Genomic DNA, 26,123 nt, shown 5'->3' with positions numbered 1-26,123 from the left:
TAAGGATTTAGGAGCACATCTAATGGACAAAGGTTATTTAAGAACACTATTCATCTTTACAACTTTTATTACATTGATGTTTTTAATAACAATCGGTTTATATTATGTGAGCCTTGCAACTGGATATCATGGTTTAGCCATTCCTATATTAGGTGGGAGTGACGATGGCGTATTTTATTATGAAAATGCACTTGAAATCAAGAATGGTGGGAACGCCATTCTTACTTCGGTGCATGTTGTTGTATTAGGCTATGTTTTAAAGTTGTTCAATACAGAATATGTCTTTGCGCTTAAAATGTTCAATTTTTTAGGCGTCATATTATTTGCTATCATCAGTTATTTCCTTATAAGAATATTAGTCGGACGAAGACACATCTTGAATGTCTATAGTTTATTTCTAGGTATGATGATGTTGTTCGTCAGCTTTGTCTATGTTTCCACCATCTCGATTATAAGAGATGTATGGATATTCGATTTCTTCTTATTATGTGTATTACTTTTTGCATTGTATCTGAAATCAGTGAGCCCAATTAAAATCTTGTATGTAATTCCGATTATTATTTCGATGATTCTGTTATTCAGTTACCGGGACTATGCGGCAGCAAGTTTTCTTGGAGCATCATTATTCTTTATCTTTTTTAACCGCAAGAATAAGTCGGCTAATGCTGTATTCGTTGTCACTGCCATTATTGTCGTGCTAGGTATTTATTACACACTTCTTAAAAACTTCCAGATTCCTTTAGTTGGTCTTAGTTTAAGTGATGCACTGAACTACCGTAAAAATGGGCAGGAACTGTATGCAGGAGCAAGTCAGTTAAATATTTCACTGGATCAGCCCAACTACTTATTCTTTTTGATCAGCTATTTCTATAGTCTGATCAGTAATGCTCTTGGCCCTCTGCCATTCCAGGTAAGAGGATTCAGTACATTAGCGCTCTTTGTCACAGAATCAGTACCTATGGCCCTAGTATTCTACTATTTATGGAAACATAGAAAATCACTTGAATATCTGGATAAGATGCTGCTCACCCAGAGCCTGATCTGGTTTTTATTTATCGGAGTCACAAATGATAACCTCGGAACAGGTTCAAGACTTAGAATTTCAGGTTATTTATTCATCTTGCTCGTATTCACTAAAGTATTTTACATGAAAAACTGGGGAACAAAAATCAATGAAAAAGAAGTTTTACGTGAGAAGAAGCATCAGGTTAATTTAAAGAATGAGGTGTAATTAATGGACGCTCATCAGTTGAAAGAAGAATTTATAGCTGAGCAGTACGATTCAATCATGCTCGCAACTACGTCAAACCATAGTTCAGATTTCCTGAGATTACCGGATAAATTGATTAACAGTCAGAAATGCATGAGTTTTTCTATCGCTAGTGAAACTATTGCCAAAGAAATCATCTCATTATTTGATGAACTAGCCTTCTACATTTATGTGGATGTAGAACGAAAGCAGAACATTGACTTATACAAACTCGTGAATGATAATATCTGCAGTGCCAGGCTGAGGGAAATCAAACCTAACGATTTAGCCATGGATGCTGCAGACATACTGATATACAAATCAGTCAAAGATAAAGATAAGAACATTATAATTGTTGGAACAGGTAATATTGGGATAAAACTCGCTATCCGACTTGCAGAGAGAAATTACAATGTCTTTCTTCATGGGCGTAACCAGGAAAAAGTCGATTTGTTCGTCAAGATGATCAACGAGATGCTGCCGAAGTATACGAAGCAGATCAAAGTGTGGGATAAAGAACCAATTGATGTATTATGTACGATGATTTCTGCAACAGAAGTGATCGATGAGCGTTATCTGGATTACTTCAATGAAGGAGCCATCGCAATAGATGGGGGTATTGGAAACTTTAAGAAATCTTTCATTAAACGGGCATTGGCAGAAGGATATGATGTATTAAGGCTTGATGTCAGAATATCGAACGATGTCTTAAATGGTATTGATCAGTCATTTAACTCCACTTTTTTTACCGAAATAAAAGGAGAACGTACATTAAATACTGTTCATATTGTTTCGGGTGGTATTATTGGACAGTCAGGGGACATTATAGTTGATCGTATTGTTAAACCAAAGAGAGTCATAGGAGCTGCGAATGGAATCGGTGGAGTGAAAAGGGAAGATGAACTGTCGATTGAAGACCATGAAAAGATCCGACTTGTCAATGAAGCGATAAAGGAGCAGAAATCATGTTAAAGAGAATATTTGATGTGACTGTAGCCGCAACAGCAATTATCGCGTTAAGTCCGGTCATTGTGACATCAGCAGTATTGATCAAAAAGAAACTGGGATCACCTGTGCTGTTTAAACAAACGCGGCCTGGTAAAGACGGTGAACCATTTGAAATTTATAAATTTCGAACAATGACCGATGAAAGTGATGCAGAAGGAAATCTGCTTCCGGATGAAGTGCGGTTGACACCGTTTGGTGAGACACTTCGTAAGCTGAGCATAGATGAGCTTCCTCAATTATTTAACGTTGTTAAAGGGGATATCAGCTTAGTGGGGCCAAGACCTTTACTTATGCAGTATTTACCTTTATATAATGAGCATCAGCAAAGAAGAATGGAAGTACGCCCGGGTATCACCGGTTGGGCTCAAGTCAATGGTCGAAATAATATCAGCTGGGAAGATAAATTTAATCTGGATGTGTGGTACGTCGACCATCAAAGCTTTATACTGGATATGTACATTCTGATTTTAACAGTAATGAAAGTTTTTAAGCGTTCAGATATCAGTCAGGACGGACATGCAACGACTCCGGTCTTTAAAGGAAATCACTAAAATGTTAAAAGAGGGAAGGCTAAGCTAATGAATAAGAGAATCCATTTATCAATTGCACATATGGGTGGTAACGAACAGAAATATGCTAATGAAGCATTTGAACAAAACTGGATAGCACCACTTGGGCCTAATGTAGATGCATTTGAAGAAGCAGTAGCTGACTATAGCGAAAGAACAGCGGCAGCTGCCTTATCTTCTGGTACTGCAGCGATTCACCTTGCTGTTAAACTGCTGGATGTTCAGCAAGGAGACACGGTTTTCTGTTCGGCCTTGACTTTTATTGCGAGTGCAAATCCTATCATCTATGAAAAAGCAGAACCTGTATTCATTGATTCTGAGAGGGATACATGGAATATGTCTCCGAAGGCCCTTGAAAAAGCATTACAAGAAGCGGAGGCTGAAGGTAAACTGCCTAAAGCTGTGATTATAGTCAATTTGTATGGTCAGCCAGCTAAAATGGACGAACTGCTTGCACTATGCAAAAAATACGGAGTACCTGTGATCGAAGATGCGGCTGAAAGCCTTGGTGCTATATATAAAGGACGTAAATCAGGATCTTTCGGTAAATTTTCCATCTTCTCGTTCAACGGTAATAAAATCATCACGACAAGTGGTGGTGGTATGCTCCTGGCAGACGACAAAGAATTAATTGATAAAGCAAGATTTTTAGCGACACAAGCCCGTGATAAAGCGCTGCATTATCAGCATAGTGTTTCCGGATATAACTACCGATTAAGTAACGTCCTTGCAGGAATTGGACGTGGACAGATGGAAATTCTTGAAGACCGTGTAACAAGAAGACGGGAAATCTTCGATATTTATAATGAAGTACTGGGTGAATTACCAGCAGTAGAGTTCATGCCGGAGCTTGAAGATACAAAATCTAACCGCTGGCTGACAGCCTTGACTTTAAACCGTAAGAATACAGACGTTACACCTGTAGAACTAATCGATTACCTGGCAGAGCAGAACATTGAAGCACGCCCTGTATGGAAGCCGCTTCATCTGCAGCCAGTATTTGAAGGCTGCAAGTACTATGCACATGATGAAGATGTGTCAAAAGACTTATTTGAAAATGGTCTATGCCTTCCTTCAGCTACAATCATGACTGATGAAGATATATATTTTGTTGCAGAGCAAATAAAAAAGTTTTTAACAGAACAACGATGAGCTGAAAATTTATTTTCAGCTTTTTCTTAAATATTTAATTGACCAGGAAGATGGTAGATATAGCCATGAAAAATTTTTGGAAAATATTATTTGCAGCAATTTGTAGTTTGTATATCATTCTACTTGTAGTTTTCTCATTTGCTTATTTTGGCTATAATCATCTTCTTGTTGACGATAAACTTGGTCGGAGCGATATCATTATAGTTTATGCGGTTTCCAACGAAGATGAATTATTTAACACAGCAAAAAAACTGATGAATGAAGGATACGGCAAAAAAATTGTCATATCACCTTTTGTTGTAAACAGTAAAGTTGATATGGTTCATCTGATGAAAAAGCATGATTTAAAAAAGACTGATGTCATTCCTGATTATTACAGCACATCTATGAAAGAGTCAGCGGTAGCTGTCAGACAATTGATGACTAAAAATAAATACCAGACTGCTTTAATCGTCGCCAATGATTATGAGATGAAGCGGTTAATCAATACATATGAAAAAAATGATACGGTTCATTTTTTCTATCATAAAAGTGTGATGAATAATAAGAACAGTGAAAATTATAGCAAAAAAGCACAGCATGAAATATGGCAGTTACCGAGATTTTGGTTAAATTTATAAAAGTATTCTTTCGTGATGTAACTGCTTCACAACACTAACGGTCTCTTTTAAGTTATGATAAGCATATAACGAGGGGTTCCTTTTTATTAATCAAAGAAGAGGTGTTTTATGAAGAATAAGAAACGGACACTATTGATAGTATTAGGGATTCTTGTTTTACTGGCATTAATAGCAGCAGGTTCAGCAGTCTATGCCTATAATCATGTGTCGCAAGGTGAGAAACCGGTTAAGTCTGACGTCATCATTATGATTGACGGTGGAGATACTAACCGCTGGACCCAGGCAGGTAAGCTCTATCAAGAAAAATACGCGCCAAAAGTCATGGTATCTCCAGTAGTGAAAATTCCGGGAATTGATAATGTGCAGGCGATGGTTGAAGCGGGCGTTCCAAAGAAAGATTTGATTTTGGAGAAAAAAGCAACATCCACCTGGACTAATGCGACAAATACGTTGGCACTGATGAAAAAAAATAATATGAAGTCAGCTATTGTTGTGACAAGTGATTATCATACAGCACGGACAAAACTTGCATATGACAGAGCAGATAAGAACAACGATTATGATATTACTGTAGTTGGGATTAAGGATAAAGACGGAAATGCATGGAACGAAACAGATATAGGCAAATCACTAGCAAGAGGAGAAGTTGTTAAGCTCTTTGCATACTGGTTCGGGCTATATAAATTTATTGACCTGTAGAATATTAATTTGAAAAGAAGAGCATAGCATTATTAGCTGTGCTCTTCTTTTTGTATGCGGTATCCTGGTGTCACATCTGCGACGGTATACTGATCAAGAACATTAATATAGGCTGTCAGTGCTTCGCCAAGGACAGACTGCAAGCCGCAGTGGTCAATCAATGGACAAGTATTTGTTTCAGGATCAAAACATTCAACTAAAGTGAAGTTTTCCTCAGTCTGTCTGATCAATGCCCCGACATTAATATCTTCAGGATTCGTTTTTAGCATTATACCGCCGCCCCGTCCCCTGATAGAAGTCACATAACCTAGATTGACGAGATTATGAACGATTTTTGTCAAATGATTTTTGGAGATATTATAAAACTTTGCGATGTCATCTATTTGTGCAAGCTGATTGCGATTAGCTAGATACATTAATACGCGAAGAGAGTAATCTGAGTAAAGAGTTAATTTCATTATCGTGGACTCCTTTAACAGTCTGTCACTAATTGTTACAGAATAACAAACAAATTGCAATTCTATTGTTTTTACCGGAAATTACGATTATATTAAAGATGTATTTAAAATATATGTTTAGGGGGAAATTTTATGTTATCACTTGAGACAAGAGAGATTATTAAAGCGACAATACCTGTATTAGAAGAGCATGGAAATGAAATTACGACTGTATTTTATGCTCATATGTTTGAAGAGCATCCTGAATTGTTGAATATATTCAATAAAACCAATCAGCAGCAGGGAAGACAGCAGGCAGCACTTGCACAGACAGTTCTTGCTGCAGCTAAACATATCGATCATCTTGAAGCAATTATTCCGAACGTCAATCAGATTGCCCATAAACATCGAGCACTTCAGGTCAAACCAGAACATTATCCGATTGTCGGAGAGAACTTGATTTATGCCATTCAAAAAGTATTGGGAGAGGCTGCAACTCCAGAGATCGTTAATGCCTGGACAGAAACATATGGTGTGATAGCAGACGTGTTCATTCAGATGGAACAAGGACTGTATAAAGAAGAAGAGTGGCATGGTTTCAAGCCGTTCAAAGTAGCAAATATCAAACAGGAATCTGAACATATTAAATCATTTACCGTGTCGCCGATCAATAACATTAAACTTCAGCCAGTTGTACCCGGTCAGTACATTACGGTGAAAGTTCATCCCGAAGGTGAAAATAATGATATGCTGCGTCATTATTCCATTTGTTCAGATGATATCTCAAGTGGTATTAAATTTGCTGTGAAACGTGATGTCGCGGGCTCTGAAAAAGGAATTGTCTCAAACTACTTACATGATAACATCTCTGTCGGTGATGAAATACTATTGTCTGCGCCTGCCGGTGAGTTTACACTGCATACGACTGAACAGCCGCTTGTGTTCTTAAGCGGTGGTGTAGGTATGACACCGCTCATGGCGATGCTGGAATCTTCATCAGATAAGCAGGTGACATTTATCCATTCAGCATATAACCGTGCAGAAGTGCCCTTTAAAGATGAGATTACAGCATTCCATGATAAAGAGAACATTCAGTTCTACTTCAATTACTCTGAAGAATCGGGTCGACTGACAAGAGATAAACTTGCACAGGTGATTAATGGTAACGAAGAAATCTACATGTGCGGAAGTGTCAGCTTTATGGAAGGAATGCTGGTTATTCTGGATGAGCTTGGAATCGACCGCACACACATTCATTTCGAACCGTTCGGACCGAAAATGAGTATTACTGTTTAAGTCCATTTAATAAAAATTGAGCCACAAATTAAATATGTGGCTCAATTTTTTTGTTTTTCTACGAGTCGTTGTGCTGCAATCAGTGTGTTGTTGAGCACCATTGTAATGGTCATCGGTCCAACTCCCCCGGGGACTGGTGTAATCGCTCCTGCAACTTCTTTGACAGCTTCATAGTCCACATCACCGCGTAATTTACCGTCTACAACTGTATTGCCGACATCAATTACTACTGCTCCGGGTTTTACATCTTCCACCGTCACAAGTCCAGGTTTTCCTACCGCAGAAATAATGACGTCTGAACGTTTCAATGTATCTTTAAGAAATTTACTTTTTGAATGAAGCAGTGTCACTGTCGCATCGCTGTCTGTCAGCAATTTCGCAACAGGCTGGCCGACGATATGACTGCGTCCGATAACAGCGATTTCTTTTCCTGTGAGATTAATGTCAGCATGTTTCAGCAGTTCCATAATACCGAGAGGCGTGCACGGTATAAATGTTTCAACACCGGCGTATAAACGCCCGATATTAATTGGACTAAAGCCATCAACATCTTTTTCAGGTGCAATTTCTTCAAGAATATGAGATTCATTGATCTGTTCAGGCAATGGAACCTGTACAAGAATTCCATGTACTTGTGGGTTTTCATTTAACCCTCTGATTATCTTCAGAACTTCTTCTTCTGATGTATTTTCTTCAAGTTTAATAATATCAGACGACATACCGATCGCTTCGGCTGCCTTTTTTTTCGAAGTGACATAGCTTAAACTCGCACCATCATTACCGACTAATACGACAGTTAAATTTGGAGTAAAAGTTTGTGCTTTCATTACTGCTACTTCTTTTTTTAGTTTGGCTCTGTAATCTTGAGCAATTTTTTTACCGTCTAAAATTTTTGCTGTCATTGTCATCCTCCTATTTTTCGAACATTTTTTATTATATCACATATTATTTAAACCTAAAACACGAACTAAATACTTAAATTTTATATATTTTTATAAAAATGTACGTATATTTCATTGAATTCGGGTCGGTATGTTGATATGCTATACAAGTAATATACACTTTATCGAATCAGAACATCAATGAATGGGAGCTGAAAATCAATGAAAGTTGCTGTGGTTATGGGTTCTTCGTCTGATTGGGAAACAATGAAGGAAACCTGTCTCATGCTTGATTACTTTAAGATACCTTTTGATAAATCGGTGGTGTCAGCGCACCGGACACCAGACGTCATGATGACATTTGCAAAGAACGCAAGACAGAACAACATTGACCTCATTATTGCAGGAGCGGGAGGCGCGGCTCATCTGCCGGGGATGATCGCATCTCTCACAACAGTACCTGTAATAGGCGTACCGATAGAAACAAAGACGTTAAATGGTATGGATTCGCTCCTTTCTATCGTTCAGATGCCTGGAGGAATACCAGTTGCTACGACTGCTATTGGTCGAGCGGGGGCGAAAAATGCAGGAATACTAGCAGCACGGATACTGGCTCTAAAAGATGAGTCAATCGTTTCTCTGCTGGATGACTATGAGGAAACTTTGATCAGAGATGTGGAGGCTATGCAGCATGAGCTTCACTAAACTCAAGGTAGGAAGTACGATCGGCATTATCGGTGGAGGTCAGCTTGGCAAGATGATGGCGCATTCTGCTCAGCGAATGGGGTTTAAAGTTGCTGTCCTTGATCCAGATGATACATGTCCTGCAAGATTTTCAGCTCATCATTTTATTCATGCACCATACAATGATATGGAGGCGCTGATACAGCTCGGTGGACTAAGTGATGCAATAACTTATGAATTTGAAAATATCAGCGGAGATACGCTTGCGGCCCTCTCAGAGAAATTCAATGTTCCTCAAGGATTCCGGACGGTAGTAACATTACAGAATCGATTGACTGAGAAGAATGCCATTGAGTCATCAGGTGCACAAGTAGTCCCGTATATGCATGTTAGTAATCCGGATTCACTTAATAGAGTGGTCGAGCACCTCGGTTACCCTTTTATTTTAAAGACAGCTTTCGGTGGCTATGACGGTAAAGGCCAGCTGGTGGTGAATAATGCAGAACAACTTACAGAAGCAGTAGATTTCATTAAAAGTGAAGTTCCGTGCGTTGCGGAACAGATGATTATGCTCGCATCTGAAATATCTATAACTGCGACAGCGGCATTAGACGGCAGTCTCGTTTTCTTTCCGGTACAGGAAAATATTCATCGTCATCAGATACTCTATAAAACAACAGTTACCGGAACTCACCAGCTGCAAAGTTCAGCAATTGAAGAAGTGAAAAAAATTATGAAGAATATTCACTTTGTTGGAACATTTACTGTCGAATTCTTCATCGATCAGAACAACAAGCTTTATGTTAACGAAATTGCGCCTAGACCGCACAATTCCGGACACTATTCTATAGAGGCATGTGATTACTCGCAGTTTGATACTCATATACTAAGTGTTGCGGGATGGACGTTACCGGAACGGATTACATTGCATCAGCCTGCAGTAATGTATAACCTTCTAGGTCAGGATCTTGAAATTATGGAGGACACATTCCATGAACATCCTGATTGGCACGTTCATGTTTACGGCAAGGAAATACGAAAAAATGATCGAAAGATGGGACATGTCACTATTTTAAATCTTTTTAATGATTACGAAACTATATACGAGGAGCGTATGAGATGACATTAGTCTATGAAGGAAAGGCGAAATATGTGTTCAGTACAGATGAAAATGAAGTATATCGCATTCAATATAAGGACGAAGTGACAGCTGGCAACGGAGCTAAGAAAGACATAATAAAAGGGAAAGGACGTCTCAATAATCTGATTACATCTAAGTTTTTTGAAAAGCTTGCTGAGTCTGGAGTCAATTCGCATTTTATCAGCCGCCTATCTGAAACCGAGCAGCTTGTCAGAAAAGTCGACATCATTCCACTTGAAGTCGTCGTCAGAAATCAAGCAGCTGGTTCAATACTGAACCGTCTCGGTTTGACAAAGGGACAGCCATTTGAGACCCCTCTCGTAGAATTTTATTATAAGAGTGATGAGTTAAATGATCCTTTAATAACAGAAGATCATATCAAACTACTTCATATTGCAGATGACCTTGAGATTCAGATATTAAAGGAGCAGGCACTTACTATCAATAATATCTTAATTGAACTGATGAACAAGATGAATCTGCTGCTTGTTGATTTTAAGATTGAGTTCGGTAGAGACCACAATGGCATTATTCTGCTTGCAGATGAAATTTCACCTGATACATGCAGAATATGGGATAAGACAACTCATGAGAACTTTGACAAAGATGTCTACCGGGAAAACACAGGCTCTCTGATTCAAACTTATACTGCATTCTATAACAAACTGGAGGCTCTCTAATGAAGAAGATTGAATTATTTATTACGCTGCAGCAGCAAGTTCTGGATACTCAAGGACAGACTTTAACTCGTGCTGTACATGACCTTGGTTATCCGCAAATCAATGATATTCGTGTCGGCAAGGTATTATATATAACTGTTGACGCGACGGCAGATAGTGAAATTGAGCAGGTGATCCAAACATTGAGTGAGAAATTATTTGCGAATACAGTGATAGAGGAATACTCATATAATGTGATAGAGGTAAAGGAGAATCATTGATGAAACTAGCGGTCATTGAATTTCCAGGTTCGAACTGCGACAGAGACATGTTAAACGCGGCAATCAGCACAGGAATGGAAGCTGATTACGTAGACTACCGAGAAACAACACTTAGCGGATTTGACGGCGTATTAATTCCAGGTGGATTTTCATTCGGAGATTATCTGCGGTGTGGCGCTATGGCACGCGTTGCCCCAATTGTCGATGAAGTGAAACGATTTGCAGCAGAAGGGAAACCAGTGCTCGGAGTCTGCAATGGTTTTCAAATTCTGACGGAAATAGGATTGTTACCTGGAGCGCTGCTTCATAATGAAAGTCATCAATTCATCTGTCATGATGCACGCTTGAAAATCAGCAGCGCGTCAAAGTTCACTCATCTTTATAAAGAAAATGAAACCGTCAGCTTCCCTATTGCTCATGGTGAAGGCAGTTACTACTGCTCTCCGGAAACATTAACAGAGCTGCAACGTAACCACCAGATTATCCTGACTTATACAGACAATCCGAATGGATCTGTTGAGGATATCGCAGGTATCGTAAATCACAATGGAAATGTTCTCGGGATGATGCCGCATCCAGAGCGTGCGATGGAAACACTGCTTGGTTCAGAGGATGGTAAGAGACTTTTTCAATCTATTTTAGAAAGCTGGGGAAAGTGATATGGCAAAGTTTGTTGAACCGACCGCAACGGATATTAAACTGAATCAGATCTATAAAGAAATGGGACTGACAGAAGCAGAGTATGACAAAGTATGTACGATTTTAGGGAGGCTGCCTAATTATACTGAGACTGGTATTTTCTCTGTTATGTGGAGTGAACATTGTTCATATAAGCATTCCAAACCTTTCTTGAGACAATTTCCAACCACAGGAGAGCGAGTTCTGATGGGTCCGGGTGAAGGTGCAGGTGTTGTGGATATCGGTGATAACCAGGCAGTCGTCTTCAAGGTGGAATCGCACAATCATCCTAGTGCCATTGAACCGTATCAAGGGGCAGCTACAGGAGTGGGGGGTATTATCCGTGACATTGTATCCATCGGTGCTCGTCCGATACAACTACTCAACAGTCTCCGTTTCGGTGAACTGGACAGCAGGCAGAATCAGCGTTTACTTAAAGGTGTTGTCTCCGGAATCAGTGGTTATGGCAACTGTATCGGTATACCGACAGTTGCTGGAGAAATTGAATTTGATGCCCGCTATGATGGGAATCCGCTGGTCAATGCTATGTGTGTCGGCGTCATTGACAATGATAAAATTCAAAAAGGTACAGCTAAAGGAGCAGGCAACTCGGTCATCTATGTCGGTCTGAAAACAGGAAGAGATGGTATTCATGGTGCTACATTTGCATCCGAAGAACTAAATGAAACTTCAGAGTCCAAGAGACCTTCAGTGCAAATCGGTGATCCGTTTGTCGGCAAAAAACTGATGGAAGCTACATTGGAAGCTATTACTTATCCTGAACTCATCGGCATTCAGGATATGGGGGCGGCAGGACTGACTTCATCATCTTCAGAAATGGCGGCAAAAGGCGGTTCCGGAATTCATCTCATGCTTGAGAAAGTACCAGTACGTGAAAGCGGAATTTCTCCTTATGAGATGATGCTGTCAGAAACACAGGAACGTATGCTGCTCGTCGTCCAAAAAGGAGCAGAACAGAAATTTCTTGAGCTGTTCGAACGACGTGAGCTTGACACAGCAATCATCGGAGAAGTGACTGATACAGCCCGCTTCGTCCTGACATATGAAGGAGAGAAGTATGCGGACATCCCTGTACAGCCTCTGTCTGACGAAGCACCTGTCTATACCCTTGAAGGACGTGCGGCTGAGTATGTACAAGTGAACCACGATTACAGCGAGATAAATGCAGAGGATGTGTTTTTAAAGCTATTAAAACATCCGACGATGGCTTCTAAATACTGGGCATACTCACAATATGATCAGCAGGTCGGTGCAAATACCATTATTAAGCCGGGGTTATCAGCTGGTGTGACCCGTATAGAAGGAACAACGAAAGCTATTGCCTCGACAATAGACGGAGAAGCCCGCTATGTATACAACAATCCTTATATTGGCGGCATGATGGTCGTAGCAGAAGCATACCGTAATTTAATAGCAGTAGGAAGCGAGCCGCTCGCAATGACGGATTGTCTGAATTATGGTAGTCCGGAAAAGCCGGAAATTTATTATCAGCTGGCTGAGTCAACTCGGGGAATGGCTGACGCATGCCGCGCTCTCAATACACCCGTAGTTTCTGGTAATGTCAGCTTGTATAACGAGACAAATGGCAGTGCTATTTTCCCGACTCCTATTGTAGGTATGGTCGGTCTGATTGACGACATTAGTTTTTTACATGATTATCATCCAACAGCTGGAGACCATATATATATACTGGGTGATACTCAAAATGATTTTGGAGGTTCTCAGATTGAAAAACTAATTTTTGGGGATGTCGCGCATCATGATAGTGCTATTGATCTGGAACAGGAAGTGAAATACGGAAAAGAAGTACTCAGCGCTATACGTTCCGGCAAAGTTTCTCATGTTCAGTCACCAGGCAAAGGAGGGCTTGCTATTAAGCTTGCACAAATAGCGGCTTACTTTGAAACAGGTATTGATGTGACCGTGGAATTAACAGCTGCCCAGCTATTTGCAGAAACACCCGGGCGTTATATTCTGATTGCGCAGGACATGCCAGTGAAAGGGGCTGTGAAAATCGGTACCTTTGGCACTGACAAGCTGTCCATCAGTTATGACGGCGGTCGCATCAATCATGACATTAAAACTATCATCGGCACTTGGAAGGGAGCTATTAAAACATGTATGACATCCGCGGTCTAAATGAAGAATGCGGAGTGTTCGGCATATGGAATCATCCGGATGCAGCGGAACTCACATATATGGCGCTTCATAGCTTGCAGCACCGTGGGCAGGAAGGGGCAGGAATTGTCTGTTCAAACGGTGAGAATATTTTCGGAGCGAGAGGCATGGGGCTTTTGCCTGAGGCTATCAGTCAAATACAGCTTGACTCACTGACAGGCTATACGAATGCTATCGGTCATGTCCGTTATGCAACGACAGGCGCTTCTGAACTGTCTAATGTACAGCCTTTTATCTTTAAACATTCTAAAGGCGATCTTGGACTCGCTCATAATGGTAATCTGACTAATGCCCGTCAGATCAGATTAGCACTGGAAGATGGAGGATCTATTTTTCAGACTTCAAGTGATTCAGAAGTATTAGGTCATCTGCTATTGAAAGCTCGTTCAATGAATGAACAAGCGAACTTAAAAGCAGCGCTCAATATGATTAAAGGTGCCTTTGCTTTTCTAGTCCTTAGAAAGAACAGTCTGTCAGCAGCACTGGATAACCAGGGTGTGAGACCGTTAATGCTCGGGATGATTGATGGTGCATACTGTATAGCAAGCGAAACATGTGCTTTTAATACTATAGGTGCCAGCTACATCCGAGATATCAGACCGGGCGAAGTACTGACTTTTACTAACGAAGGTATTGATGAGGACAATTACTCACAGTATAGAGACAGCAAGCTATGTTCAATGGAATATGTCTATTTTGCTAGGCCGGATTCTGAATTCAATAGACAGTCAGTATACAACGTCAGAAAGGCGCTTGGTGAACAATTGGCGAAAGAAATGAACATTGAGGCAGACGTTGTTATCGGTGTACCTGATTCATCTTTACAGGCAGCGATGGGATTCTCACAGTATTCAGGTATACCTAATGAGCAGGGTCTGTTAAAAAGTCGTTATGTCGGCAGAACATTCATCACTCCGAATCAGGAAATGAGGGAACGTGCTGTACGGATGAAACATGCACCCATACGTGATGTAATAGAAGGCAGACGTGTCATTGTCATTGATGATTCCATCGTACGTGGAACGACAAGCAAATATATTGTGAAAGCACTGAGAAACGCAGGAGCAAAAGAGGTACATATGGGCATTTCATCACCACCACTTAAGCATCCTTGTTATTACGGTATTGATGTCTCGACTCATGCAGAACTTATTGCTGCATACCAGTCAGTCGATGACATCAGAGCAGAAATTGATGTGGATTCACTCAGTTACTTATCTGTCGAAGGAATGCATGATGTTTATCGCAGACATGGTTCTCATGGTGAATGTGATGCCTGTTTCACAGGTGATTATCCAGTAGAAATTGTCGATTATCTGCTTCCTGAAGAAAAAGAGAAGAAAACGAAAGGGGTATAGCAATGTCTGAAGCTTATAAGGCGTCAGGAGTCGATATCCATGCTGGATACGAGGCTGTTGAACGGATAAAAAAACATGTGGCACGTACGATGCGTCCTGAAGTACTTGGATCTCTTGGAGGTTTCGGCGCAGCATTTGATTTATCAGCACTTAATATGACATCACCGGTTCTTGTATCAGGAACAGATGGTGTCGGCACAAAACTGAGACTTGCTATTGACCATGGGCGACATCAAACAATCGGTATTGATGCTGTAGCGATGTGCGTCAACGATATTTTAACAACAGGAGCTCTGCCCCTATATTTTCTCGACTATCTTGCAATGAATCGAGTTGACCCGGAAATTGTGGAACAGATTGTCAAGGGGATAGCTGAGGGCTGCAGTCTGGCAGATTGTGCATTAATCGGCGGAGAAACAGCGGAGATGGGAGACATGTATCTGCGCGGAGATTATGATGTTGCCGGCTTTGCAGTTGGTGCAGTTGAAAAAGCAGATTACATCTCAGGTGAACGAATTACAAAAGGAGATGTCATTATCGGTTTGCCATCCAGCGGCATACATTCGAACGGCTACAGTCTCGTCCGTAAAATTATTAAGGACACAAAAGCTGACTTGTCCCAAAACAGTACATTGCTTGATGCGTTGATAGAGCCGACCCGTATTTATGTAAAAATGGTAAAGACGATACTTGAGAAACATTCTGTTAAAGGAATGTGTCATATTACAGGCGGCGGCTTTATAGAAAATATACCTAGAATATTGCCGGATAACACTAGTGCAGTCATCGATGTCAAATCTTTTCCCTGTCCTGCTATATTTGACTGGCTGCAGTTGAATGGGAAACTTGACCGTTATGACATGTACAATGTTTTTAATATGGGGATAGGTTTTTGTGTCATCGCTAGTCGTGATGAAAGCGATGCAATCATCCAATCACTCGCTAAAATAGGCGAACCGTCGTATTGCATCGGTACTATTGATCATCGGAACGAGAAATTAGAACTTACAGGAGTATGATATGACGAATATAGTTATTTTTGCTTCTGGTAACGGTTCGAACTTTGAAAAGATTATGGAGAATATTGAAGCTGGCTATCTTTCCGGTATCAACGTCATCGGACTTTACACAGACAACCATGAAGCTTTCGCTATTGAACGTGCTCGGAGATTCCGTCTGCCGGTCCATATTTTCAACAGAAAGAGCTTTAATGACAAAGAAGACTATGAAACAGCTGTTTTAAAACAGCTTACCCGTGATCAAGTTGAGTGGATTGTACTTGCCGGATATATGAAACTGCTCGGTCCTACTTTGTTAAACGCATATCCCGGACGCATTCTTAACATTCATCCCTCAATTCTGCCGAGCTTCCCGGGGAAAAATGCTGTCGGACAAGCGCTCAGTTATGGTTGCCGCGTAACAGGTGCTACCGTGCATTACGTGGATAGCGGAATGGATACTGGTAAAATCATCGATCAGATGAGCTGTCCGGTCTATGAAGACGATACAGAGGAAACATTGCAGCTGAGAATTCAAAATCTGGAGTATGAGCTATATCCCCGAGTCATTAATAAAATCATTCAAGTAAGGAGTTCACAATGAAAAAAGCTTTATTAAGTGTTTCTGACAAAACAGGTATTATAGATTTTGCACAAGAACTTATACTTCTCGGTTACGAGCTCTATTCAACTGGGGGAACAATGCGCCATTTGGAAGAGAATGGGGTTTCTGTTAAATCAGTCATCGACCTGACTCAGTTTCCTGAAATTATGAATGGACGTGTCAAAACACTTCACCCTCATATTCACGGAGGCATACTTGCCGACAGAGATGTGCCGGAACATATTGAATCGTTGAAGGAACTTGGTATTGAACTGATTGATTTAGTGGCTGTTAATTTGTATCCATTTGAACAAGTCGTATCACAACATGACGTCACTGAAGCAGATGCTGTTGAAAACATAGATATCGGCGGTCCAACCATGCTTCGTGCGAGTGCGAAAAACTTTAGGCACGTTCTGACGGTTGTTAATCCAGAAGACTATAAAACAGTTATAGAAAAGCTTAAACATAATGCTGCTGACTATTATTTCAGAAAATCATTGATGATTAAAGTATTCCAGCATACAAACCGCTATGACGCTGCAATTGTCAATTTTTTCTCGGATCAGGTGACAACGCTAAGATACGGTGAAAATCCACAGCAGAAAGCCCGATTTATTAAAACGTCTCCAACGCCGAATACAATTGCTGGAGCAAAGCAGCTCCACGGCAAAGAACTAAGCTATAACAATATTAAAGATGCCGATGCAGCACTTCAGCTCGTTAAGAAGTTTAAAGTGCCGGCAGCAGTTGCTGTCAAACATATGAATCCATGCGGTGTCGGAACAGGTGAAACGATAACTGAAGCATTTTCAAATGCATACAGTGCGGACAATCAATCTGTTTTCGGTGGGATTATCAGTCTTAATAAACCTGTTGATGAACAAACAGCTGCTCTACTGAAAAACATTTTTCTTGAAGTGATTATTGCACCGTCTTTTACAGCAGAAGCGCTTGAACTGCTGACGATGAAAAAGAATATTCGTCTTCTTGAAATTCTAATGGATGAAGAAGAAGAGGATGAGGAATTTGTTTCGGTGTCCGGTGGCTATTTAGTGCAGGAGAAAGATAATGCTGAAATTGATATTAGTGACATGTCGGTCGCAACTAAAGGTCAGCCGACTGCTGACCAATGGAAAGCGATTGAACTCGGATGGACCGTTGTCAAAAGCGTTAAAAGCAATGCCATTGTCCTTTCCACGGATAAACAGACGGTCGGTATAGGAGCAGGGCAGATGAACAGAGTTGGATCAGCGAAAATTGCTATTGAGCGTGCCGTTGAAATTAATGACCACGTAATCATGGCGTCAGATGGTTTTTTTCCGATGAGTGATACTGTAAAAACAGCTGCAGATGCGGGCATCAGATGTATCGTACAGCCGGGAGGTTCCATCAAGGACCAGGAATCAATTGACTTGGCTGATGAGCTGGGCATTGCGATGGTAATGACCGGTATGCGCCATTTTAAACATTAGGAGGCAATTATGAAAATACTCGTGATTGGATCAGGTGGCAGAGAACACGCTTTAGCACATCACATCAGCCAGTCAGAACAAGTAGAGGAAGTATTTGTCATACCAGGAAATGATGCAATGGCAAATGTCGCTACGGTTGTCAGAGATATTGATGAAACTGACCAAAGCAAAATAGCAGATTTTGCATCTTCCTATAATATAGATTGGGTGATTATCGGACCAGAACAGCCTTTAATTGATGGATTAACTGACGTACTTACTGCACAAGGCATCAAAGTGTTTGGTCCGAATAAGGAAGCAGCACAAATTGAAGGATCCAAGTCATTTGCGAAGCAGCTGATGAAAAAGTATGACATACCGACAGCAGCATACGAGATAATTTCTACTAAAGAACAAGCATTAGCATTTCTCAAAAACCATTCTGCACCGATTGTCCTGAAGCAAGATGGTCTTGCTGCTGGAAAAGGCGTTGTCGTTGCTATGACAGAACAGGATGCACTGAATGCAATAGAAGAATTTTATGCCGACGGTGATACAGAAGTGGTTTTTGAAGAATTTTTAGAAGGGGAAGAATTTTCACTGATGGTGTTTGTCAATGAGGAGTTCATTATTCCGTTTGACTGCATCGCTCAGGATCATAAACGTGTCTATAACGGTGACACCGGCCCAAACACAGGAGGTATGGGTGCCTACTGTCCAGTTACACACTTTGATCCAACTATATTAACAAAGACAAATGAACAAATTTCTATGCCCATCTCTCAGGCGATGAAAAAAGAAGGGTTGGAATATTTTGGACTACTATATATCGGTGTCATTATTACAGTGGAGGGTCCAAAGGTAATAGAATTCAATGCACGTTTCGGAGATCCAGAGTGTCAAGTCCTCTTGACCCGTCTTGAGACTGATTTTATCGATATTCTCAATGCCCTGGAAGCGAAGAAACCTATTCAACTGTCGTGGTCAGAAGATACAGTAGTCGGAGTAGTCCTGGCATCTAAAGGTTATCCAAAGTCCTATATTAAAGGTGTCTCTGTCGAAGGATATGACGGAGAATTAGATTACTACATCAGCGGCTTAAAACAAGACAACGGATGGAAGACGGATGGTGGCCGTGTCATGCTTGCTCTCGGTAAAGGAAGAACTTTAGAAGAGGCAGTTCACGCGAGCTATCTAAATGTAGAAAGAATAAAGAGCGATGGTCTTTTCTATCGGACGGATATTGCACACCTTGGTATAAAAAATAACGGCTGAGATTTCTCAGCCGTTCAATTTATTGTTCAAAAGATTGCTGTATGTCATCTTTTGTCTGCTCATCACCGGAATTATCATTTTCTAATGAATCCACTTTTTCTTTGTTATTTGTTGAAGTTTCATTACTAGAACTATTACCTGCTGCTTGTTGTGCATCATCTTTGAATTCTTCGATTTTTTCATCAGTCATTATTAGTTCCTCCTAAAAATATTATTAATTATACATTCCCGAGCCTAGACATTTTAAAACATCTCATACTTAAGACTGAAATTTACGTATTCAAAGGACTTTTATATAATGTTTCCTTATAATGGTTATGAGGTGACACAATGAGAATAATTAAAAATAATATAGAAATTATAATAGGTTATGTCCTTGGCCTGATTTTCATAGGGATTGGTGCTTTCATAATTTTTTATGGCAGAGACATCGTTGATTTTAAGGAGATTGCAGTCAATAAACTGCATATGTCTCATTTTACTGACTTTATCAATATTTATATATATGCGTTCATTAAAATATTAAGCCGATATATTAACAGTTTTCCAGTGCTCTATGGGATAGCCTTCATTCTTTACGGGTTAGGCTTTATTTATATGAGCCGCACATTGAAGAAAACTACTCAGTACGACCAGTTCATCTCTTATTTCTATTTATTAAGTGCTTTGTTCCTGTTTTTATTTACTGGAGTGATGATGTATACGGTATATGATATATTCACTTTGATTTATTTGATCGCTTTTTTCATTTTGATGTTCTATGTGCTGAACAGAAAACGGCTGAATCAGGATTACCGCAAGATGCATTATATCGTACTGCTATTTTTCTTTTCAATCGCCTATATTCTAACTCAAAATAGAATTTATGATCACCTTGCTGAGCAATCTGTCACTCCACTTGACGTGATGTCCTTGAACTTTTTCTTTATACTGCTAACTCTTATGGGATTGAGTGCTTTAGGGAACTACATTTTCTTACATCGCGCAAAAAAAGTTGATATTCAGCAGCAGGAATTATCCCGGGTCAACAGAAAAAAACGTGACCGGCTAATCAGTCGGTCAATAAATAATCAGACAAATGAGGCATTTGAACAGTTATCAAAGCAATCATTGAAAATTGATGAGAGGTTCGTTCTTTTAATAAAAAGAATCAAGCTCAATTTAATTTCATGGATTGATCTACAGGATGAAGATATTCCGACATGGATGAGAAAACCAAAATGGTTTAAATTTTTCCACATTGAACTTTTGTTCGGTATCTTGATGATTATTTTGACGTTGATTGAACTAAACAATAGAAGTACTTTATTCAATGTAAGTAAATTTAATGTCGTTAAGATGCAGTATTTCTATGAATGGATTAACCTCGCGGGAATGCTAATTGTAATAGGCAGTTATTTATTCTTTACTGTTATGATTCAGATAAGGAATAAAGGTTATTTTGGGCAGCTTTTTACAGTCACATTTCTATTCGTAAAAATAGCTACAGCATTTTATCTTATGTTGTTTAAAGGAATTAACTTATCATTGTTCATTCCTCCTGTTGTCATCCTACTGTTAATGATGATTACACCACTGTTTCTTTATCATTTAAAGAAAAATTATTGAAACAGCTAAAATTTTATATTGTCATTACCATCATGCTGCACTATAATATTTAAGAAAGCGGTTACAATAATGATGGGAGAATTGTGCTTTGGGGAAAGTGCAGTGATAAGCAAACGTATAGAGTGCCTTAAGGGCGCTCTTTTTGTGTTATAGTGAAGTATAACTAAATGAGGTGAAGCGAGTGAAAACAGTAACGTTGAAAGAGCGGCATGACAAAAAATATAAAGATGGCTACTTAGTTGTAGAAGAATCAGATGTTTTTGATATGGATAATTTAAATGAAGGCGATTTATTTATTCTGAAAAACGCGTCAGAAGAAGAACTCGGACTTTTTTATTTTGGCCGTCAGAACCGTGGTATCGGCTACAAAGTAAGTAATGATTTATCGGTCAGATTAACACAGAATTATTTTACAGATTTAATGAAAAAAGCACGTCTTGAACGAGAACCACTTTATAGAGCAGGGCATACGAATGCGTTTCGTATATATAACGGTGAAGGAGACGGTCTCGGTGGATTTACAGTAGATAATTATAATGGACATCTGTTGATACAATGGTATTCCAAAGGTATTTATCGGTATCAGCAGGAAGTACTGACAGCCCTTAAATCTGTATTTAATTATGAATCCATTTATGAGAAATTACGTTTTGAAAAAGAAGTACCAACTTATTTACTGACGGACACACCGACTGAATTCCCCATTATAATCGAGGAAAATAATCTATTTTACACGATTAACTTTGAAGACGGTCCTATGACAGGAATATTCCTTGATCAGCGTGATGTGAGAAATAAAATATTATCACTTCCACTTGAGGAAGGGACGATGTTGAATCTCTTTGCCTACTCAGGAGGATTCAGTGTTGCAGCTGCTAAAAATGGGATGGATACAACAAGTGTGGATATCGCAAAACGATCATTGGAACTTATCGAACAGAACTTTGCACTTAATGAACTGACATTGGATAATCATTTTCGATATACGTTGGATGTATTTGATATGTTCAAATACTGCAGACGTAAAAACTTATTATATGACTTAATTGTCATCGATCCTCCGAGTTTTTCACGTTCTAAAAAACGCCGATTCAGCGTGAAGAGCAATTATCATGAGCTGATAGAAGAAGCGGCATTTCTTACAAAAGCAAACGGCTATTTACTATGCAGTACGAATGCTAGCGATTACACATTGAATGCTTTTAAGAAAATGATCGAGTCCACATTAGAAAATCAGACTAGGGATTTTGAATTTGTGGAAGTGATGGGTCTGCCAAAAGATTTTAAAACAACGAATCTTTATAAACCATCAAAGTATTTAAAAGTAGTTCTCATTAAGTTTTTAGATTAATCTTTCATTATTCGGGAATTACATGATTAACATCTATCAAGGAGTGAACGACATATGGGCATATTAGATACACTGATTAATAAGGTAGCAAAAAAATTAACTAGAACGAATCGTAAAATTGAAATGATCAGAAACGAACTACCCGTCAATGAAACACAGTTGATTGAACGCCGGGAAGCTGCAGAAAGTTTAATAAGAAATAAGTCACTGATGAGTTCTGCAGGTGCTATCGTACCTATTCCGGGACTTGGAGTCGGCATTGACATGAAATTGATGACTGACTTAATTGAACAGATTAACCGTACTTATGGTTTAAGTCATAAGCAGGTGAATGGGATGACCGATGATTTAAAACAGAAAGTAATGGTGACCGCTGCTAGACAAGGGAGCGAATTTATCGGCAAACGGATATCTAAGTCTCTAGTAGCTGTTATTTTCAAAGCTATTGCTAGAAGGGAACTGGCAAAACAGTCTAAATGGGTGCCAATTGTTGGCCAGGCAATCTCTGCATCTATCAGCTACTATATGATGAAAAAGATGGGCATGTCTCATATCGAAAAATGTGAGAAAGTTGCAAGGGATCTTATTGAAAGTACAAAGTTATAAATGATATGATTGTTTATTCTAGAATATCAAACAATTGAAGTTACGACTGGAATTTGTTATTCTATTCACTGTATAGACCGATTTAGTTTATATATTGAAATTTGCATAATCATGCGCCCAAAGGAGATATTTAATTATGGAACAAAAATCTTATGTAATTATTGATGAAACTGGTATTCACGCTCGTCCGGCTACTATGCTGGTACAGACAGCTAGTAAATTTGATTCAGATGTACAATTAGAATACAACGGTAAGAAAGTAAACTTAAAATCAATCATGGGTGTAATGAGTCTAGGTGTAGGCAAAAATGCTGAAATTACAATTTATGCTGAAGGTACTGATGAGACAGAAGCAATTCAGGCTATTTCAGACGTTTTAACTAAAGAAGGCTTAACTGAATAATGCCAAATATGTTAAACGGTATAGGCGCTTCGGATGGTGTAGCTATTGCGAAGGCCTATCTTTTAGTAGAACCGGACTTATCCTACACTAATGACACAGTTTCTGATAGTGAAGCAGAAGTTGTTAAGTTTAAAGCGGCTATTAATCAATCTAAAGTTGAATTGACTCAAATCAGAAACAATGCTGAAGTAGCCCTTGGTCCAGACAAAGCAGCTATATTTGATGCTCATCTATTAGTACTGGAAGACCCAGAATTGATTCAACCCATTGAAGATGATATTCTTACGAACCAATCTAATGCAGCAGCAGCTTTAATGACTGTAGCCAATAATTTTGTCACTATTTTTGAATCAATGGATAACGAATATATGAGAGAACGCGCGGCGGATATTCGTGATGTTTCTAAGCGAGTTCTTGCTCACATTCTAGGTGTGACATTACCCAATCCAACAACTATCAATGAAAGTGTTGTCATTATCGCAGAGGATTTGACACCATCTGATACCGCTCAGCTGAATAAAGAGTTTGTTAAAGGTTTTGCTACTAATATCGGAGGTAGAACGAGCCACTCTGCGATTATGAGTCGTTCATTAGAAATTCCTGCGGTCGTCGGTACAAAAACCGTTACTCAAGCTGTCAAACACGGTGATCTAGTTATCGTTGACGGTTCAACAGGTGATGTGATCATTAATCCTGATGAAACTGCTGTAGTGGCTTATAAAGAGAAACAAGCAAAATTTATTCAGGAAAAGGAAGAACTGAAGCAATTAGTCAACGATAAGACGACTTCTAAAGACGGCATACACGTTGAACTTGCTGCTAATATTGGTACACCTAATGATTTAGAGGGAGTTATCAATAACGGTGCAGAAGGTATCGGACTTTACCGTACTGAATTCCTGTATATGGGAAGAGATAGCATGCCGACTGAAGATGAGCAGTACGAGGCATATAAACGCGTTCTTTCTGAAATGAAAGGAAAACGTGTCGTTGTCCGTACATTGGATATCGGTGGCGATAAAGAGCTGCCGTATTTAAATTTACCTCATGAGATGAATCCGTTCTTAGGCTATCGTGCAATTCGACTATGTCTTGATCAGCAGGATATTTTCAGAACTCAGCTGCGTGCGTTATTACGTGCTTCAGCTCATGGAAGTTTAAGCATCATGTTCCCGATGATAGCAACAATCAACGAGTTCCGTGAAGCGAAGGCTATTCTTGAAGAAGAGAAAGCAAAGCTGAAAGACGAAAAAATTAAAGTGGCAGATGATATCGAATTAGGCATTATGGTGGAAATTCCATCTACTGCTGCCATGGCTGACATTTTTGCTAAAGAAGTAGACTTCTTCAGTATTGGCACGAATGATTTAATTCAATATACAATGGCAGCTGACCGTATGTCTGAACGCGTTTCTTATTTGTATCAACCTTATAACCCTGCTATTTTACGTTTAGTTAAACAAGTGATTGATGCAAGTCATCAAGAAGGAAAATGGACAGGGATGTGCGGTGAAATGGCTGGAGATACAACGGCTATTCCTCTATTGCTAGGTCTAGGTTTAGATGAATTTTCGATGAGTGCTACAAGCATTTTAAAAGCGCGTCGTCAAATCAAGAATTTAAGTCAGACTGAAATGAAGAAATTAGCTGAACAGGCATTAAACTGTGCGACACAGGAAGAAGTCGTTGAACTTGTAAACCGAGTATAAAAAGTAAGCAGAATGAACTATAAGTTCATTCTGCTTCTTTTTTTGTTTCCAGTTCAATCATAGTAATTTCCGGCGGACAAAATAAGCGAATAGGTAATCTTGTGGTACCTAGTCCAGGAGATACATGAAGTAACATACGATGATTATTATTCGTAATCTGATATAACCCTCTGACGTACTTTTTACCAAGTTTAGGCAGTATCGGTGCACCAAGAAATGGAACTCGTATCTGACCTCCGTGAGTGTGGCCTGATAACTGCAGATCGACTTTGAAGCGTTTGACATAATCGGCATAATCCGGTTCGTGGACCATCATAATAGTCAAGTGGCGTTCTTCATCTCTGTTTTTAAGCGCTTGCATCACATTTCCGTTGCTATTCAGTATGTCGTCAGTACCACATAAATATATGGACTCTCCGTCATAATCAATCGTATGGCCGAAGTTATTAAGGAGATGAATACCACTCTGTTCAACTACATTTTGAATCTTATAAGTGCGATTGCTGCGTTGATCGTGGTTTCCATAGGAAAAATATGTACCAAGAGGCGCCTTGATCGTACGCAGCAGTGGTGCAAACGCTTTAGGTTTTCCGTCATAAATATCTATTTTGTCGAATAAATCACCTGTAATCATCACCATATCAGGCTGCAGGGAATTCACTACTTTAATATGCTGAATTAAATCTTCATAAGTGTAGTTGAAGCCGATATGTAAGTCAGAGATATGAACGATCTTTAATGGACGTTCATGCTGATTTATCAAAAGGGGAAGCCTATACGTTTTTACTTTAACATCGTTGGCTTCAGAATATAGAAATCGAGGTTTAACTTTTAGTAAAGTCTTTATCGCAAAATTAATCATGCTGCTGTTCCTGTATTATTTTCTCAATAATAGGTATATCGACGGTATGGATAACTTGATTATTGATGATAATCAGCGGTGTACTGAAAGCATCAAAAGCTATCATTTCATGACGATATTTATTTTGAGAGATATTCTTCTCCGTAAAGACCAGTCCTTTTTCAGTAAAATAATTTTTTATAAATTCGCATAGCGGGCATTGGTTCTGAGTATAAAGTGTAATTGTCATCATTGAATCTCCTTCTTTCATTATTAATAATATATCCTTCCTGGCTTCAGAATACAAATATGCATGGAATGAAACCTTGCAATTTATTGTCACATTTATGATGAGTATATCGA

At 39.4% G+C, this 26,123-nt stretch carries 28 protein-coding genes; 23 read left to right on the top strand and 5 right to left on the bottom strand.

All coding sequences use genetic code 11. The features are described from left to right. Window positions 1-22: 22 nt before the first annotated feature. The 6 genes from ERX29_RS03405 (at window position 23) to ERX29_RS03380 (ending at window position 5,297) form a co-directional block, all read left to right on the top strand. On the top strand, window positions 23-1,231 hold the full coding sequence (locus ERX29_RS03405; RefSeq protein WP_133443289.1) for a hypothetical protein: 1,209 nt from the start codon (window positions 23-25) through the stop codon (window positions 1,229-1,231). Between the two features lie 3 nt (window positions 1,232-1,234). Continuing rightward, on the top strand, window positions 1,235-2,221 hold the full coding sequence (locus tag ERX29_RS03400; protein WP_133443288.1) for an NAD(P)-binding domain-containing protein: 987 nt from the start codon (window positions 1,235-1,237) through the stop codon (window positions 2,219-2,221). After that, the gene (locus ERX29_RS03395) at window positions 2,215-2,808 is read left to right on the top strand and encodes a sugar transferase (RefSeq protein WP_133443287.1); all 594 of its coding nucleotides are present in this window, start codon (window positions 2,215-2,217) and stop codon (window positions 2,806-2,808) included. The genes ERX29_RS03400 and ERX29_RS03395 overlap by 7 nt, the downstream gene beginning before the upstream one ends. Before the next feature lie 27 nt (window positions 2,809-2,835). Continuing rightward, complete coding sequence (locus ERX29_RS03390) at window positions 2,836-3,978, top strand: DegT/DnrJ/EryC1/StrS family aminotransferase (protein WP_133443286.1); 1,143 nt, start codon at window positions 2,836-2,838, stop codon at window positions 3,976-3,978. 65 nt (window positions 3,979-4,043) lie between these two features. Next, the gene (locus tag ERX29_RS03385) at window positions 4,044-4,598 is read left to right on the top strand and encodes a YdcF family protein (RefSeq protein WP_165981050.1); all 555 of its coding nucleotides are present in this window, start codon (window positions 4,044-4,046) and stop codon (window positions 4,596-4,598) included. A gap of 108 nt (window positions 4,599-4,706) precedes the next feature. Then, window positions 4,707-5,297: a YdcF family protein gene (locus ERX29_RS03380; protein ID WP_133443284.1), complete on the top strand. Its 591-nt coding sequence runs from the start codon at window positions 4,707-4,709 to the stop codon at window positions 5,295-5,297. 32 nt (window positions 5,298-5,329) lie between these two features. Here ERX29_RS03380 and ERX29_RS03375 read toward each other — a convergent pair whose 3' ends face one another. Then, a complete protein-coding gene (locus tag ERX29_RS03375) occupies window positions 5,330-5,755 on the bottom strand; it encodes an RrF2 family transcriptional regulator (RefSeq protein ID WP_133443283.1) in 426 nt (141 codons plus the stop codon). Between the two features lie 132 nt (window positions 5,756-5,887). Here ERX29_RS03375 and ERX29_RS03370 point away from each other — a divergent pair, with 132 nt between their 5' ends. Further along, window positions 5,888-7,030 (top strand): globin domain-containing protein, encoded by a 1,143-nt coding sequence (locus ERX29_RS03370; protein WP_133443282.1) that lies wholly within the window; start codon window positions 5,888-5,890, stop codon window positions 7,028-7,030. 41 nt (window positions 7,031-7,071) lie between these two features. Here the strand turns inward: ERX29_RS03370 and folD are convergent, their stop codons facing one another. Further along, entirely contained in the window at window positions 7,072-7,932 is an 861-nt protein-coding gene (folD, locus tag ERX29_RS03365; RefSeq protein ID WP_133443281.1) for a bifunctional methylenetetrahydrofolate dehydrogenase/methenyltetrahydrofolate cyclohydrolase FolD, read from the bottom strand. Window positions 7,933-8,133: 201 nt separating this feature from the next. Here folD and purE point away from each other — a divergent pair, with 201 nt between their 5' ends. Genes purE through purD form a run of 11 tightly spaced genes read left to right on the top strand, consistent with a single transcriptional unit; the run spans window position 8,134 to window position 19,242 of the window. Beyond that, window positions 8,134-8,616: a 5-(carboxyamino)imidazole ribonucleotide mutase gene (gene purE / locus ERX29_RS03360; RefSeq protein ID WP_133443280.1), complete on the top strand. Its 483-nt coding sequence runs from the start codon at window positions 8,134-8,136 to the stop codon at window positions 8,614-8,616. Beyond that, window positions 8,603-9,718: a 5-(carboxyamino)imidazole ribonucleotide synthase gene (gene purK / locus ERX29_RS03355; RefSeq protein WP_133443279.1), complete on the top strand. Its 1,116-nt coding sequence runs from the start codon at window positions 8,603-8,605 to the stop codon at window positions 9,716-9,718. The genes purE and purK overlap by 14 nt, the downstream gene beginning before the upstream one ends. Next, window positions 9,715-10,416, top strand: coding sequence for a phosphoribosylaminoimidazolesuccinocarboxamide synthase (gene purC / locus ERX29_RS03350; RefSeq protein ID WP_133443278.1), 702 nt, complete (start codon window positions 9,715-9,717; stop codon window positions 10,414-10,416). Before purK ends, purC begins: the two co-directional genes overlap by 4 nt. Beyond that, window positions 10,416-10,676 carry a phosphoribosylformylglycinamidine synthase subunit PurS gene (gene purS, locus ERX29_RS03345; RefSeq protein ID WP_133443277.1) on the top strand — a complete coding sequence of 87 codons (261 nt, stop codon included), beginning with the start codon at window positions 10,416-10,418 and terminating at the stop codon, window positions 10,674-10,676. Before purC ends, purS begins: the two co-directional genes overlap by 1 nt. Then, window positions 10,676-11,335, top strand: coding sequence for a phosphoribosylformylglycinamidine synthase subunit PurQ (gene purQ, locus ERX29_RS03340; RefSeq protein ID WP_133443276.1), 660 nt, complete (start codon window positions 10,676-10,678; stop codon window positions 11,333-11,335). Before purS ends, purQ begins: the two co-directional genes overlap by 1 nt. Window position 11,336: 1 nt before the next feature. Continuing rightward, window positions 11,337-13,514, top strand: coding sequence for a phosphoribosylformylglycinamidine synthase subunit PurL (gene purL / locus ERX29_RS03335; protein ID WP_133443275.1), 2,178 nt, complete (start codon window positions 11,337-11,339; stop codon window positions 13,512-13,514). Then, window positions 13,493-14,911 carry an amidophosphoribosyltransferase gene (gene purF / locus ERX29_RS03330; RefSeq protein WP_133443274.1) on the top strand — a complete coding sequence of 473 codons (1,419 nt, stop codon included), beginning with the start codon at window positions 13,493-13,495 and terminating at the stop codon, window positions 14,909-14,911. The genes purL and purF overlap by 22 nt, the downstream gene beginning before the upstream one ends. 2 nt (window positions 14,912-14,913) lie before the next feature. Beyond that, complete coding sequence (purM, locus tag ERX29_RS03325; RefSeq protein ID WP_133443273.1) at window positions 14,914-15,930, top strand: phosphoribosylformylglycinamidine cyclo-ligase; 1,017 nt, start codon at window positions 14,914-14,916, stop codon at window positions 15,928-15,930. Window position 15,931: 1 nt separating this feature from the next. Then, entirely contained in the window at window positions 15,932-16,513 is a 582-nt protein-coding gene (gene purN, locus ERX29_RS03320; protein WP_133443272.1) for a phosphoribosylglycinamide formyltransferase, read from the top strand. After that, window positions 16,510-17,988 carry a bifunctional phosphoribosylaminoimidazolecarboxamide formyltransferase/IMP cyclohydrolase gene (purH, locus tag ERX29_RS03315; RefSeq protein ID WP_133443271.1) on the top strand — a complete coding sequence of 493 codons (1,479 nt, stop codon included), beginning with the start codon at window positions 16,510-16,512 and terminating at the stop codon, window positions 17,986-17,988. The genes purN and purH overlap by 4 nt, the downstream gene beginning before the upstream one ends. A 9-nt stretch (window positions 17,989-17,997) precedes the next feature. Further along, complete coding sequence (gene purD, locus ERX29_RS03310) at window positions 17,998-19,242, top strand: phosphoribosylamine--glycine ligase (RefSeq protein WP_133443270.1); 1,245 nt, start codon at window positions 17,998-18,000, stop codon at window positions 19,240-19,242. 19 nt (window positions 19,243-19,261) lie between these two features. Here purD and ERX29_RS10940 read toward each other — a convergent pair whose 3' ends face one another. Further along, window positions 19,262-19,432, bottom strand: coding sequence for a hypothetical protein (locus ERX29_RS10940; protein WP_165981049.1), 171 nt, complete (start codon window positions 19,430-19,432; stop codon window positions 19,262-19,264). Window positions 19,433-19,572: 140 nt separating this feature from the next. Here ERX29_RS10940 and auxA point away from each other — a divergent pair, with 140 nt between their 5' ends. The 5 genes from auxA to ptsP all read left to right on the top strand — a co-directional run bounded on the left by auxA (window position 19,573) and on the right by ptsP (window position 24,919). Further along, window positions 19,573-20,850: a lipoteichoic acid stability factor AuxA gene (gene auxA, locus ERX29_RS03305; protein ID WP_133443269.1), complete on the top strand. Its 1,278-nt coding sequence runs from the start codon at window positions 19,573-19,575 to the stop codon at window positions 20,848-20,850. A 181-nt stretch (window positions 20,851-21,031) separates the two neighbouring features. After that, window positions 21,032-22,201 (top strand): class I SAM-dependent rRNA methyltransferase, encoded by a 1,170-nt coding sequence (locus ERX29_RS03300; RefSeq protein ID WP_133443268.1) that lies wholly within the window; start codon window positions 21,032-21,034, stop codon window positions 22,199-22,201. A gap of 54 nt (window positions 22,202-22,255) precedes the next feature. Further along, window positions 22,256-22,807: a DUF697 domain-containing protein gene (locus tag ERX29_RS03295; protein WP_133443267.1), complete on the top strand. Its 552-nt coding sequence runs from the start codon at window positions 22,256-22,258 to the stop codon at window positions 22,805-22,807. A gap of 136 nt (window positions 22,808-22,943) precedes the next feature. Further along, on the top strand, window positions 22,944-23,210 hold the full coding sequence (locus tag ERX29_RS03290; RefSeq protein ID WP_133443266.1) for a phosphocarrier protein HPr: 267 nt from the start codon (window positions 22,944-22,946) through the stop codon (window positions 23,208-23,210). Next, entirely contained in the window at window positions 23,210-24,919 is a 1,710-nt protein-coding gene (gene ptsP / locus ERX29_RS03285) for a phosphoenolpyruvate--protein phosphotransferase (protein ID WP_133443265.1), read from the top strand. The genes ERX29_RS03290 and ptsP overlap by 1 nt, the downstream gene beginning before the upstream one ends. A 25-nt stretch (window positions 24,920-24,944) precedes the next feature. On the opposite strand, the gene ERX29_RS03280 is transcribed toward ptsP, so the two are convergent. Next, complete coding sequence (locus ERX29_RS03280; RefSeq protein ID WP_165981048.1) at window positions 24,945-25,682, bottom strand: metallophosphoesterase; 738 nt, start codon at window positions 25,680-25,682, stop codon at window positions 24,945-24,947. A gap of 91 nt (window positions 25,683-25,773) precedes the next feature. Then, window positions 25,774-26,010: a glutaredoxin family protein gene (locus ERX29_RS03275; protein WP_133443353.1), complete on the bottom strand. Its 237-nt coding sequence runs from the start codon at window positions 26,008-26,010 to the stop codon at window positions 25,774-25,776. Between the last annotated feature and the right edge of the window lie 113 nt (window positions 26,011-26,123).

This window comes from Macrococcus lamae (assembly GCF_004359545.1).
Taxonomy (GTDB): Bacteria; Bacillota; Bacilli; order Staphylococcales; family Staphylococcaceae; genus Macrococcus; species Macrococcus lamae.
The sequence above is the reverse complement of the archived record's forward strand: the minus strand, read 5'-3'. Positions and strand labels throughout refer to the sequence as shown.